This is a genomic window from Shewanella sp. BJSY2023SW001, assembly GCF_047314685.1.
In the GTDB taxonomy this organism is placed as follows: Bacteria; Pseudomonadota; Gammaproteobacteria; order Enterobacterales; family Shewanellaceae; genus Shewanella; species Shewanella indica.
On record NZ_JBKORF010000023.1, the window covers coordinates 93663 to 107232 of the forward strand.

The 13570-nt window shown below is 50.0% G+C and carries 9 protein-coding genes and 1 pseudogene; 4 read left to right on the top strand and 6 right to left on the bottom strand.

From position 1 onward, the window contains the following. Positions 1 to 513 precede the first annotated feature (513 nt). Together ACMHXH_RS06140 and ACMHXH_RS06145 are read left to right on the top strand one after the other, a co-directional pair. Positions 514 to 1119, top strand: a complete 606-nt coding sequence (locus tag ACMHXH_RS06140) for a hypothetical protein (RefSeq protein ID WP_052248059.1) — start codon at positions 514 to 516, stop codon at positions 1117 to 1119. Then, entirely contained in the window at positions 1119 to 3644 is a 2526-nt protein-coding gene (locus tag ACMHXH_RS06145) for a hypothetical protein (RefSeq protein WP_335910025.1), read from the top strand. Before ACMHXH_RS06140 ends, ACMHXH_RS06145 begins: the two co-directional genes overlap by 1 nt. Before the next feature lie 191 nt (positions 3645 to 3835). Here the strand turns inward: ACMHXH_RS06145 and deoD are convergent. Then, a pseudogene (gene deoD, locus ACMHXH_RS06150) lies at positions 3836 to 4018 on the bottom strand (purine-nucleoside phosphorylase); the annotation flags it as partial. Between the two features lie 158 nt (positions 4019 to 4176). Continuing rightward, positions 4177 to 5349, bottom strand: coding sequence for a winged helix-turn-helix domain-containing protein (locus tag ACMHXH_RS06155; protein WP_413737824.1), 1173 nt, complete (start codon positions 5347 to 5349; stop codon positions 4177 to 4179). Between the two features lie 237 nt (positions 5350 to 5586). On the opposite strand from ACMHXH_RS06155, the gene ACMHXH_RS06160 reads away from it, so the two are divergent. Both ACMHXH_RS06160 and ACMHXH_RS06165 read left to right on the top strand, forming a co-directional pair. Beyond that, entirely contained in the window at positions 5587 to 7146 is a 1560-nt protein-coding gene (locus ACMHXH_RS06160) for an oligopeptide:H+ symporter (RefSeq protein ID WP_039034112.1), read from the top strand. Between the two features lie 1100 nt (positions 7147 to 8246). After that, positions 8247 to 9350, top strand: coding sequence for a phosphoribosylaminoimidazolesuccinocarboxamide synthase (locus tag ACMHXH_RS06165; RefSeq protein ID WP_039034111.1), 1104 nt, complete (start codon positions 8247 to 8249; stop codon positions 9348 to 9350). Between the two features lie 358 nt (positions 9351 to 9708). Here ACMHXH_RS06165 and ACMHXH_RS06170 read toward each other — a convergent pair whose 3' ends face one another. The 4 genes from ACMHXH_RS06170 to ACMHXH_RS06185 form a co-directional block, all read right to left on the bottom strand. Next, the gene (locus ACMHXH_RS06170; protein WP_144360901.1) at positions 9709 to 10182 is read right to left on the bottom strand and encodes a GNAT family N-acetyltransferase; all 474 of its coding nucleotides are present in this window, start codon (positions 10180 to 10182) and stop codon (positions 9709 to 9711) included. Further along, positions 10175 to 10951 (bottom strand): ornithine cyclodeaminase family protein, encoded by a 777-nt coding sequence (locus ACMHXH_RS06175; RefSeq protein WP_413737817.1) that lies wholly within the window; start codon positions 10949 to 10951, stop codon positions 10175 to 10177. Before ACMHXH_RS06175 ends, ACMHXH_RS06170 begins: the two co-directional genes overlap by 8 nt. Positions 10952 to 11099: 148 nt before the next feature. Further along, positions 11100 to 12251, bottom strand: a complete 1152-nt coding sequence (locus ACMHXH_RS06180; RefSeq protein ID WP_162207267.1) for an alanine racemase — start codon at positions 12249 to 12251, stop codon at positions 11100 to 11102. Between the two features lie 200 nt (positions 12252 to 12451). Beyond that, on the bottom strand, positions 12452 to 13570 hold a 1119-nt coding region (locus ACMHXH_RS06185), incomplete at its 5' end, for an IS256 family transposase (protein ID WP_413737819.1).

The window sequence follows — 13570 nt, forward strand, 5'->3', positions numbered from 1 at the left end:
CGCCCGGCAATTTCTGCAATAACTTTGATGCCCGTCCGGATTGGCCGCGGTCACTCGTGCCGGCGTATTACCAAAATCAGTGGGATAGGGATGAAATATATGTTCCTCACCATGAGTCGTTGAACAGTTGGGACACGACTTAAACTTTCGGCCGCTTCCCGGCTCCTGCTTACGTAACATTCCGCTATTCAAACGCCCACCACAAAAGTTACAGCTCATCAGCTCTCTCCCTGTTATTAACTGATATTCAGCATGGCAAAACAGCTCACGCTGAGCAAAAGATAACCAAAGGTGTGTTGAAAGCCAATCTCTTATCTCTCCGTGATATTTTCCTAGCACAAGATTGAGACAAATCGTGTGCGTTTAACAAACACGCTACAAAACGCTACATCATTTGCCGTGCCACCCACTGAGTCGGCGTGCTTAAGTAGGTGCTCGGTCAATATTCGACCAAGGATGTATGGGTCGATGATCGAAAGCTGAATTTATCCCAATCATACAGGAGGTATTCCAGTGACAAGATCCCAGTGGTTCAAGCGTCTGTCGGCGCTATGTCTCGTCTCAGCCAGTTTGCTGCTGACACCCGCCGCGATAGCCCAAAAACATCTCAAACAAAATCTCAGTCAATTGACCAATCAAGCGTCCAGCATAGTCTCGGGCCAAGTGGTGTCTGTGACCGATGGCTTTGATGAGCGCAAACGCCCCTATACCCAGATAACCATTCGGGTAGGTATGGATGCCAAACACAAACATAAAGCAGGCAGCGAATATACCTTCCGCCAGTTTGGTTTGCTCAAGCCCCGCTCCATGGGTAATGGCAAAGTCTACCTGGGCGTATCACCCGAAGGGTTCGCCCGCTGGTCGGTTGGCGAGCAGGTAGTGGCCTTTATGAATCCGGATCTCGGTGCCGGCCTGACTTCTACCGTAGGGCTGGAACAAGGCAAATTCATTGTGCAAAACGGCAAAGTCAGCAATCAACTGGGCAACATAGGCCTGTTTGATGGCATGAACACTCAGTCGCTCAGCCCTGAAGAGCAGAGCCTTATCACCACGGCCGGTGCTGTGGATGCCGCCGCATTTATGTCTCTGGTTGGCAAACTGGTACAGGAGGCCAAATAATGAAGCTTTCAAGAATTGCCACTGCCTTACTTTTGGGCTCAGTCTCCTCTGCCGCGCTGGCCGGTGGCCCGCTGTATATTCACGAACCTACAATGCAGCCCTATAAGTGGGATACGTCCAAGGGGGCGATTCCCGTCTATACCGACGGCGGCCCTGTGATTAAAAACAAGGATGGCGTTGACGTACAAACCTTCACCGTTCTGGAAAAAGGGCTGGTGTTCAATCTCGACATTACACTGCCGGACGGCACTGTTATCCCGGCAGGTACTGTGTTAGACCGGGATTACACCTTCCTCAGCATAGCTCAGGCCAATGCCATTACCGCCAAGGCCGTGGGCGAATGGTCTGCGGTGGAAACCTCCACCTTTGAAATGTCGGTTCAAGGCACCATTGAACAACAAATCGGCATCAAAGATGTGAATCAACATAACGTCGATCAGATCTATTCCGCCGTTAACGGCTATGGTTTCTGGGTCAACTATGACACCGACGGCCAGATCCTGGAACAGTATTTCGGCGTACCACGCAGCCAGGTGCTGGGGATAGCCTTCCCCGAGTGGGCCGATGAAGAAACCGGTGAAATCCTCGAGGCTACTGCCTTGATGAACGGCTGGTATGTGGGTATAGATGACACAGAAGGCGAAATGATTGCCGGGGTATTTACCCATGAATTCGGCCACGCCCTCAACATGTCGCACTCCCAGGCCAATGGCCATCTCAGCTATATGTCAGCCTCATACAGCCCGCAATATGACGGAGTACCGGGTTGCGCCATCACCAATCAATACACCAGCGCCAGCCAGATAGCGCCGGACACTATTGAAACCATGTTCCCCTTCATCAATGTGTTAGGAGTTCAGGGTGCCGAGCAATCAACTGTTAATGTGCGCGACGATATAGTCAATCTGTCCGACCTCTATCCAACAGCGGAATATCGTTCAGGCTACGGCTCGATTTCCGGCACCTTGTACACCAAGGAAGGAGTGGACTATTCGGGCATGAACATGGTGGCCCGCAACCTGGATAACCCTCTGTACGATGTGGTCACTCAGCAGACCGGCAACCTGACTCAAGGACTGGTAGGCCCGGATGGAAAGTTCACCATCAATGGATTGACTCCCGGCGGCCGCTATGTGCTCTATATGGAGACCATCAAGGCCGGTGGTTATCCTACCCGGCAAACCTCCCTCTTGTCAGAGGCCGAGTATTGGAACAGCAATGAAAGCAGCAATCCGGCCAGCGATAGCGCCTGTGATTTCACTCCTATCATTGCCGAAGCCGGAGTAACCAAGCAGGCAGATATCTATTTCAACGGCTATAGCGATGGCATCCAATATACCCCGTTGGTAAGCGCCTTTGTGCTGGATCATGCCAAGAACGGCAAACGTGCCATGGGGATAACCGGCACTACGCCTTTCCTCTATGATAGCACCAAGAAAGCCCTGTTCGAGCTGCACCCGGCCGGGAATGCCGTGGCTGCCGGACACGCCACCATGAACAAAAACGCCACCAAGGCCGGCGTCATGGCAGACTTCAGCGGCAACGGCATCAGCAATGCCGCCATCTGGGATCTGCGCAGCGACAAGTTGACCTCGCTTGGAGATCTCAACGGTAACAGCTGTGGTGGTTCGGGCCAGTCAGGCACCAACTCCAGCTATGTCTGGGATATGGACGATAGCGGCGACACAGTTGTCGGCACCGCCTATATGGATACTGACGGTAACGGCGCCTGCCAGAGTGCATTCAAAGACGAGATAGTACCCTTTATCTGGACCAAGAAAGCCGGTATGCAGCAACTGCCTTACCAATTTGCCGACAAGGTTCAATGGCTACGTGCCGACAGGATAGCCGGCAACGGCAGTACCATTACCGGTACTTATGATGGCACCAGTCAGGTTGCCTGGGTCGATGGCCGCTTCCACGACACCTCGGCTGAATTTGGCGCCCAGGACTCCTCAGTGATCTCCAACGACGGTAACACAGTTGGCTTTGGTACCCGCACCGGAGTCACCCTGTGGCATACGGACTCGGGCCAACAGGAGAACATAGGCAGTCTGCGCTGGTGTGAGCAGGTACCTTTCAATCACTTCTTCCTGGGTAATCTGTGTGCCGAAGGTTGGGATCACGACAGCATCAGCGCCGAATTTGGCGTACCGCGTATGCTGCTGCTTGATGCCAGCGACGATCTGTCGATGATTACTGCTCGCTCCGGCAACCTGTTTACCGGTTTCAGTGGTGGTATCTACCTGGAAGGTTTGGGCTGGATGAGCACCAAGGAGTTCTTCGCCAAGCAGGGCGTTACCGAAGCCAAGGCACTGACCATAGATAACCCATTTGCCATCAGTGCCAACGGCTCTGAAATGATGGGTGGTATCGCAGGAGCAGTCTTGTCTATCGATGTCGATCTGAACAATGCCTTTGTCTGCCGTGATGGCCAGGATGTTCAGCTCAGCTTCCCTAAACAGGTGGTTGCTGCCGTTAAAGGCGGAGCCGAGTTTGGTCGCTGTGCCCACCTGAACGATTGATGCAAAGTTGAAATGAGTCACTGCCAACGGGAGCCACAAGGCTCCCGTTTTTTACTGAAACCTATTGTGTGCTTGCAAAAAACCGACAAAGGCCATTCACAATATGTCATTTCGCGCCGTCCCGAAACGTACCATAAGCGCGCGCTGACTCTGTCACTGCTGACTATAAAGCGTATTCTTTGCTTTGATTGGCCCATTACAGAAACCGGCTTCCCCTGCCAACTGCCGGTATAACCCAGCATATTGCGCACCGAGATCACCTCGCGGGCATCATCGAGAAAGTGCTCGGCAATGTAGTTGGCCCACCAAGAATCGCCGGGCATGATAACTGTCTTGGCAAAATCGCCTTTGGCGCCGTTGGCATGTGCTGCCATAAGCTGTTCCTCGGATAAAAACTGGCCCGAGTCTACCGGCGACGCCTAAAAAGCCTTGAGAACAAAAGTCCGCTTGCGGGGATTTGTTGACCAAAATGCCACACTCCTCTCAGCCAACTACACGGCTATTTTAAGGTAGGCTCAGAGCCGAGTCGGCACTATAAACTTTGCAAACGGCGCCAGCGCTGCTTCAGCCCCTTGTGATTGCTGCGCACCAGCTTCCAGCGTTCACAGGCATTGAAACAGGCATAGTCGCCAATGGCCCTGGTAAGCTCGGCCAGCAACACATCATCCAAAGGCCGGTTGGCATACTCGGGCTCCAACACCAGGTTTTGCAACAACAGGCATTGGCGCAGCCGGTCGGCCTTGACATCGACCCGGCCGATAAACTGCTGGCGCCAGAGGATGGCCAGGCTGAAATAGCCGTAGACCCGCTTTTCCTGCGGCAGGTACACTTCCAGTTGATAGTCAAAGCCAAACCATTGCTTTAAGCGGTTACGTTGAATAACCAGATTATCGAAGGGATTGAGCAGCCAGACCCGCTCCGGGATCTTGGGCACCGCGCTCAGCTCTGCCGGGCAGAAATACTGCTGACCATCGACCTTGAACCGCTGCAGTTCACCGGCCTCCAGCCCTTGGTCCAACACCCGCTTGATAACCGGCCGCATGCCTTTTCGCAGATAGGCAAACTGGGCCTCTGAGCCAAAACCGTTGGCATTGAGAAAGCGGTTCACCAGATACCGGCCAAACTCATCATCGTCAGGCTCCCTGGTATCTATGCCCGGCGGGAGCACTCGCTCGGCCAAATCATAAACCTTTTGAAACCGCTCACGCCGCAGCACCATTAACTCGCCGCGCATAAACAGCTGTTCCAGCGCCTTCTTGGCCGGTTTCCAGTCCCACCAACTGCCACGTTGATCACTTGAGTGTTCAAAATCACTGGCCTTGAGCGGCCCCTCGGCGCGCACTCTGGCAAGCACTTCCCGCATCAAGGGCTCGTCCGGTTCAAACCAGTGTTTATCCCCCTGACTCAGTTGCCGTTTGCGCTGCAGGCTGTACCTGTAGTCACTCATGGGCAGATAGGCCGCAGCGTGAGCCCAGTACTCGAACACCTCCTTATCGGCCATAGCCTGTTGCAGCTGTTCGGGGTGATAACCGGGCAACCGATTGTGCAGCACATGGTGATGGGCCCGCTCGACCACATTGATGGAATCTATCTGGATATAGCCCAACTGACGGATCACGGCCGCCGCCGAGTTCGCCGGTTGCAACAAGCCCTGGCGCTGCAGATTGAGCCTGAGCCATTCATCGATAGTCAATGGTCCATACAAGGGTGTATCCATGGTGCCTGGCTCCCGATAACCTTGGTTTAGCGTGGCGCTATGATGACAGCTCAATGCCGTTGCCAATGCGAGTAATCAGTTTGCCCTTTTCATGGCTTTCGAAGCAAATTTGCACTTCAGTTCACAAAAAAAACGGTTTTGTTCATGGCCGGAGTTGAATGGAAAGCCGGATTATGCGCATATAGCTGCAACCTTTATTAGAATCGACAATAACCAAGGTACATTATGAGCTCACCTTCCTCTGCACGCTGGCCGCGGCAGATCCCTTTTATCATTGCCAGTGAAGCCTGCGAGCGCTTCAGTTTTTACGGCATGCGCAATATTCTGACTCCCTTCCTGATGACGGCTCTGCTGCTGTCAGTGCCGGAAGAACTGCGTCAGGGCGAAGCCAAAGATGTGTTCCACTCCTTTGTGATCGGGGTGTATTTCTTCCCCCTCTTAGGGGGCTGGCTGGCCGACCGTTTCTTCGGTAAATACCACACCATTTTGTGGCTTAGCATAGTCTATGTGATTGGCCATGCCTTTCTGGCGATTTTCGAAACCAGCAAAACCGGCTTCTATTCGGGCCTGTTTCTGATAGCCCTGGGGTCAGGCGGCATCAAGCCGCTGGTATCCTCTTTCATGGGCGATCAGTTCGATCAGAGCAATAAGTCGTTGGCGCAAAAAGCCTTCGATATGTTCTATTTCACCATCAACTTCGGCTCCTTCTTCGCCTCGCTGTCGATGCCGCTGCTGCTGAAATTCTTCGGCCCTTCGGTGGCCTTCGGTATCCCAGGGGTATTGATGTTTATCGCCACGGTATTCTTCTGGGGCGGCCGTAAACGTTATGTCCACCAGCAACCCGAGCCCAAAGATCCACACGGCTTCCTACCTGTGCTCAAGAGCGCCATCTTCACCCCCGTACCCGGCAAGGCCAATACAGGTTTGCTGCTGAGTGCCATAGGTATACTGCTGGCGCTGTTTTCCCTCACCCAATACAACAGCCTTGGAGTGGTAACAGCGCTATGTCTGGCAATGGTGCTCTTGATGGGCTTTGTCGGCGTAGGCGCCTCCATGCAGCTTGAGCGGGCCCGCAATCAACACCCGCTCGAGGCAGTGGACGGAGTGCGCGCCGTATTTCGCATCTTAATCCTGTTTGCCCTGGTCACCCCCTTCTGGTCGCTGTTCGATCAAAAGGCTTCCACCTGGATTTTACAGGCCAACGACATGGTCAAGCCGGATTGGTTTGAACCGGCCATGATGCAAGCTCTCAACCCACTGCTGGTTATGCTGCTGATCCCCTTCAATAACTTCGTGCTCTACCCCATGCTGGAGCGCAATGGCGTGCGCCTCAATGCCCTGCGTAAAATGGGTGCGGGTATCGCCTTCTCCGGCCTTTCCTGGATAGTAATAGGCAGCATTCAGTTGATGATGGATGGCGGCACCCCCATGTCCATCACCTGGCAAGTACTGCCTTATGCACTGCTGACTTTCGGTGAAGTACTGGTTTCTGCCACCGGATTGGAGTTTGCATACAGCCAGGCACCCAAGTCGATGAAAGGCAGCATCATGAGTTTCTGGACCCTATCGGTCACTGTGGGCAACCTCTGGGTGCTATTAGCCAACGCCAGCGTCAAGAGCGATGCCGTGACCAATCAGATTGCCGAAACCGGCCTGAGTGTCACCGCCTTCCAGATGTTCTTCTTCGCCGGCTTCGCCCTGCTGGCCGCCTTGGTGTTTGCGCTCTATGCCCGCTCTTACACCATGCAGGATCATTATCGGGCAGTGGAACCGCAACAGGCTTAAGGCGTTTGCCGCCAACCTGAGCGGTAAAATCTCCTTGATTTAAAAACCCCAAAGACCCAACGTGAGTTGGGTCTTTTCATTAATGATAATAACCGCCGGAAACCAAGTTATTCCCTCCCCCGAACGCGGCGCTGCCAAGAACAACTTTTACACAGACAATCCTGTGCCTGGGTATTGGTTAAGCTGCAGCTCATCACCTGCAGTGAGGATGGGCAGGAAGCCCGAATGCAGTGAAGAATAGGATGTTCGAGAACGGCCTTTCGCACAGGCGATTCTGTAACACGGCGAGAGTTGCGTAGCAACGTGCTTTCAAGTACTGCCGTTATGCATGGATGCACTTGCTCCACGACTTTAGGCCGCTGCTACAGCGGCTAGCATGGCTTCCAGCTAAAAGTATCTAAGCTAATATTGCCCGAGCTTCCGGCGACGGATGTTTCTCATTGCCTGCCGCAGGCTTATGCATAGGCGATCCTGTGACATGGCGAGAGTTGCACAGCAACGTGCTTTCGAGCGCGAGCCAGGGACGGTGAGCCGGCCGTTAAACAGGGACGTTATTCAAGTACATCCCTTATCTCCATGGATGGAGTGTATGCCGACATTTGTCTGGAACAAATGCGGTAGTCGCCTCGCTATCCCTGGCGCGGAAGGTCACAGTTCCGCCTGTGCCTGGAAAATAGGCGTATGTCTGTAGGTATATAAGCAATTTCAAGCAACGCTATGATTGCAGAATTGCACCGACTTTCCCCCTCGGTGTCGCCGAAAACTGTTGGCGCAAATAACGTGGCTGAAACATGGATGCCGAATCAGCGCCCAATCTCCCTGGGTGCAGCCTCATTAGTCTCTATCGCGAACAGAGTTTTGCTCCAGTAAACAAAGCCTCCCCGTGGCAAAAGGTTGCGACTGAGGTAAAATAACCCATCTTTTGTCGGCGGCATCTCATACTTGCATGACTCCACAGCGGCTTTACCTCTCAAGCACAGTCTTTTTTGCTGCTTGCTGCTGCCCCGCCGCCGGCTCGCATTCTCCCGGAAACAGGCAGATAACAATAACCCCGCCTGCCGGACTTAGCCTTAAACCCTACACCCAGAGGAATACTCGTCATGAGTCTTGCTGATTCCGTTCTAGCCGTAAACAATGATCTGCCTATCCGCACCGACAAGCCGGTTCACAGCGGAAAAGTGCGCAGTGTCTACTGGTTGACCGAGGCCGACAGCGCCAGATTGATCCGCGAAAAGGGCTATGATGTGCCCGCCGATACTCCGCTGGCGATCATGGTGATCTCGGATCGTATCTCCGCCTTCGATTGCATCTTCCACGGCGAAGAAGATCTCAAAGGGATCCCGGGCAAAGGGGCAGCACTCAACGCCATCTCCAACCACTGGTTCAGCCTGTTCAAGGAAAAAGGGCTGGCCGACAGCCATATTCTCGACATTCCCCATCCCTTCGTGTGGATAGTACAAAAGGCTCGCCCGATAAAGGTAGAAGCCATTATTCGCCGCTATATTACCGGATCCATGTGGCGCGCCTATCAAAAGGGTGAGCGGGTATTTTGCGGCATCACGCTGCCGGAGGGATTGCAAAAGGACCAGCAGCTACCCGAGTTACTGATCACCCCATCGACCAAGGGCATACTCAAGGGGATCCCTGGGGTGCCGGAGCAGGATGATGTCAACATCAGCCGCGCAGATATCGAAGCCAACTTCGAGGCCTTCGGCTTTGAAAAGCCTGAAGATATCGATCTGTACGAAAAACTGCTCAAGCAGGGATTCGAAGTCATTTCCGAGGCGCTGGCACAGCAAGATCAGATCTTTGTCGATACCAAGTTCGAATTTGGCTATGTCACTGACAAACAAGGCCAATCCAAGCTTATCTATATGGATGAAGTGGGAACCCCGGACTCTTCACGTATTTGGGATGGAAGCGCCTACCGTGACGGCAAGATCCTCGAGAACTCCAAAGAAGGTTTCCGTCAATTCCTGCTCAACCACTTCCCGGATCCGGATATCCTGTTGAACAAGGATAGAATGCCGGAACGTGAAGCCCTGGCCCGCGACAACGACCTGCCACTGGAGGCCATGATGAATGTCTCGCGTACCTACACAGGTATTGCCGAGAAAGTCACCGGAACCAAGATTACTCTCTCGGATAATCCCAAGGCAGAAATCATCCGAGTGCTCAAGGAACAATACAGCCTGGTGGACTAAAGCATTCTGCCGCGGCTGCTGATGAGGCAGTTTCCCGTTAAGCATAAAGCCCAGAATGTTATTACTTGTGGTTGGTAGCATATAAAAAGATCTATTCATTTAGGTCTTTTTTATATCAATTGACCTTTACCCCGAATTTAAGACAACCACCACCGCCATAGGCAGTGGTTTGGGGTGACAATAGAAAATAATATATCTCAGTATATTCTTCATTAGCTCTCCAGATTGACAAATTAAAACCTCAACTTTATGAATCAATTCATCAACAATTTGAAAGCCTAAATTTAGATAGCCACTTAATTTTTATCACAAATTAAATCATGAGTACTACACTGAACCGTCTAACCCGTTTATTCAATCAAATATCTAAGCTAAAAATTAATTCAATTTCATCATCAAGTCTTCTGCCCGTTGGTGTAAACCCAAGCTTTTGGTAAATATAGAGAGCATTCCCTTCCTCTTTATCCATTGTGGTTAGCGACACGCCTTTTAAACCAACAATGGAAGCGTATCGCTTGCTGAAGTTAATCGCGTGACTCCCCAATCCCTTTCCTTGAAAACGATGGTCAATCATGACACGCCACACGTACAAATGATCCTTTTGAAAGTGATCATCGAACTTATCGAGTAATCTTGGATCGATAAGAGAGATGAGCCCTGCTGGCTTGTCGTCTAAATAAATGCCGTAGCTGACACTATCGTCGTTAAAACTCGCCTCTGCAAGCCATTCTGCGTTACTAGCAATAAGATGCTTTTGAAGCTCTCCCACTGTAAGGTCAATAATGTCATCGATGGTGTTACCGTTTATTTTTAAAAAGCTAACGTTATTCATGGTTATCTTCCTTGGATAGGTATTTATCTAAAATTATTTTTGCAATGTATAGATCTTGATAGGCAATTCCTGAGCTATCAAAAATAGTAATGTCGTTTTCGTTCCTTTCTTTTAATTGAAGCTTGTCGCAGATCTGATATATCTCTTTATCTGGTGCATGCTGGAACTCACCAATTGTTTTGGACTGAGGTAAATAGTCACAGTAGAGGATGGCATTCTCAAATAGTGATGGCGGCAGTTCTTGTTTTCCTACTTTATCTGCTCCCATTGCAGAAATATGAGTTCCAGGCTTTATCCACGACGATTCAAACAAAGGGGCGGTGGATGCTGTGACGGTAACAATAATATCTGCGCTTTCACAGGCTTCTTGAGCAGTCTTGATATCAGTTGTTAAACCTTCATTGCTTAGCTCTTGCGCCAGTTGGTTAGCGCTAGTCTGATTTCTACCAATAATCAGCACTTTAGATAGGTTCCTAACTTTTGAAATGGCAAGCGCTTCATATTTAGCCTGATGACCCGTGCCAAATAACGCTAGTACCGTTGAATCTTGTCTCGCCAATAGATCAACTGCGATGGCATCGGCTGCAGCGGTTCGATAGGCATTAACCAAACTTGCTGACAAAATGGCTTTCATTTCTCCCGTATCAGGTGAGAGAAGAAAGATATGAGTACCATGGTTTGGTAGCCCAGATTGATTATTGTAAGGCCAATAACTTCCCATTTTCCAACCAAGCAATTGATCTGTACGTGCTGATTTGAGTGAAAACATTGAGCCTTCTATCGGGCCTGATGCGTTAACCACTGAAAATATTGATGAGTGCTGCTCTTATACTGCGGAAAAGGCCGCTTTGACTGCTTTGTATGCCAGTTCGTGAGTAATTAACGCTGCGGTTGTTTTTTCATCTAAATAAAGCATGTTACCACCCTGAGATACGTTGCCATTGTTCAATTTGCCCCTCGACCAAGTCAAAGACATGGTATTGACGGTGCATTGCGCTTGTAGAGCATGCATGATTTGGGACTATGTGTACTCGAGAACCAATGGGAAAACATTCGAAGTCAATCTCGCTTCCAGAAGCCGCTTCGAGTATGCCGTGCTCTTGATTTACCTGCACGACTTTCAGTATTTTACTCTCTTGACCATTCGGTTGGAGAACCACGCCATAACATTGTTCTTCATGGCCTTTATCTAAAGAAAGAGCCATCCAACCAGCATCAACAAATATTTGTCCCCTTGATTTATTGTGTCCAATAACACTACTTACTACTGAGATTGCTATATCGTTTAAGGTACACACTCCAAGCTGATGCATCACCAAATCAAACAACGAATAGACACCAGCTCTGACCTCTGTAATTCCACTTGTGTTTGTGTATGAACATGCCGTTGGGGTAGACCCTATGCTGACTATTTCGCAATGAATCCCCACTAATTCGAGGCGTTTCGCTGCAAGTTGTGCAGTCGCTACTTCATTACTGGCTGATTGGTTTAGCGCTTCTTGAGACGAACAGTGGTAAGATTCGCCTGCGTGAAGCATCACACCTTTAAAATCGGCAAAACCTTTATCTAAGCTCTTAGCCATAGCAATCAAGGCTTCGGAATCTGCACTGACGCCACCTCGGTGTCCGTCACAATCAATCTCTATAAGACAGCTAATGACACACTCATGTTCCTGAGAGTAGGTGTTAACAAAATCGACTTGTTCCATGCTATCAAGTAACACCACAATGCTAATGCCACGTTTCAGTAACTGCTCGACTCGTAATAGCTTTTCTTGTGATATACCAACTGCATAGAGAATGTCTTTACAACCATAATTAGCAAGCTGTTCTGCTTCCTCAAGGGTAGATACAGTGATTGGGTCCTCTAGAGAGTCAATTAAGTAAGGAAGCGCATCTAACGACTTTACCGTTTTAAAGTGGGGTCTTAGTGACGTGCCCAGTTTCGAAATATGACTGCACATTTGCGTGAGATTGTTTAAAAACTTTTGTTTGTCCAGGTAGAGAAATGGTGTGCCGATGGCATTGTATTGCTTTTCTAAATCAGGGTGCTCTGTATGTTTAATCATTTCATTTACCTAAGCTCGAAAATTGCAGTTCAATGTCGATGAAATAATTATGAGATAGGAGAAAGTTGAATTATATTAACAAAAATCTACTTATAGATTAGGTTGAAAGTTAATGTTGACGACAGAAGATATTCGATTTCTTGTGGTAGTGTCTAACCATAGAACATGAGGGTGTTCAAAATTCTGTGTCACGTTAAAAATCACAGATCGATGTGAGCATCCAGTCGTCCTTCAAAATGGATGGACAGCTGAGATAGCGTTAAATTCCAGTTTTGAATCGGGTGTGACCACCGCTCCTGAGCCTTCAATATACCGGCGTAGAGCAGTTTGAGTAAACTGTTCTCGTTGGCAAAACCACCCTTGGTTTTCGTCAGTTTACGAAACTGACGATGTACGGCCTCAACCGCGTTCGTGGTGTAGATAGCCTTACGCACGTATTCCGGGTACTTAAAATAGGTCGATAACAGCGCCCACTTGTTGCGCCAGGACTTGATGACCACAGGATATTTGTCGCCCCATTTGGCTTCCAGCTCGTCCAGCGCCATCTCAGCTGCATTGAGGGTTGTGGCTTTATAGACACACTTTAAATCAGCCATAAACGCCTTCTGGTTTTTAGACGCTACGTATTTCATTGAGTTACGAATTTGATGAATGATGCATGACTGCACCTCTGTATGTGGGTAAATGGTTTCAATGGCTTCAGGGAAGCCTTTAAGGCCATCAACACAGGCAATCAGGATGTCTTTAATACCGCGACTATGAAGATCGGTTAGTATACTTAGCCACTGATGTGCACCTTCAGTGTCTGAGATATACAAGCCCAACAGCTCCTTTTTTCCTTCTACATTGAGCGCCAGAATGGTGTACACAGCTTTGCTGACAAAGCGGCCATTCTCTTTGATTTTATAGTGAATAGCATCAAGCCAGAGGATGGGATACAGGGCTTCTAAATCACGTTCACGCCAAGCCTGAAGCTCAGGTAGCAGTTTATCAGTAATGGCGCTGATGGTGCCATTGGGGACTTCAATGCCGTAGATATCGGCGATATGGGCACGAATATCCTGATAACTTGTGCCCAGTGAAAATAGCGCAATGATTTTCCGCTCCATCTCATCGGTCAGGTATGTCTGGTTCTTTTTTACAACCTGAGGCTCGAAGGTGCCATCTCGGTCACGCGGAGTATGCAGCTCAAAGCTACCGGTAGCGGTCTTCAGTGTCTTACTGGTCTTGCCATTTCTGCGATTACCAGGCTGCTTATCTTCAAGATGTTGGTCGAGCTCAACATTGAGGGCCGCTTCAGTAAGCTGTTTAATGAGTGG

What these genes read in the sequence shown, in the direction of transcription:
- ACMHXH_RS06170 (WP_144360901.1), bottom strand. Translation starts at nt 10,182, where the DNA reads ATGAATAACGTTAGCTTTTTAAAAATAAACGGTAACACCATCGATGAC.
- ACMHXH_RS06180 (WP_162207267.1), bottom strand. Translation starts at nt 12,251, where the DNA reads ATGATTAAACATACAGAGCACCCTGATTTAGAAAAGCAATACAATGCC.
- ACMHXH_RS06160 (WP_039034112.1), top strand. Translation starts at nt 5,587, where the DNA reads ATGAGCTCACCTTCCTCTGCACGCTGGCCGCGGCAGATCCCTTTTATC.
- ACMHXH_RS06165 (WP_039034111.1), top strand. Translation starts at nt 8,247, where the DNA reads ATGAGTCTTGCTGATTCCGTTCTAGCCGTAAACAATGATCTGCCTATC.
- ACMHXH_RS06175 (WP_413737817.1), bottom strand. Translation starts at nt 10,951, where the DNA reads ATGTTTTCACTCAAATCAGCACGTACAGATCAATTGCTTGGTTGGAAA.
- ACMHXH_RS06145 (WP_335910025.1), top strand. Translation starts at nt 1,119, where the DNA reads ATGAAGCTTTCAAGAATTGCCACTGCCTTACTTTTGGGCTCAGTCTCC.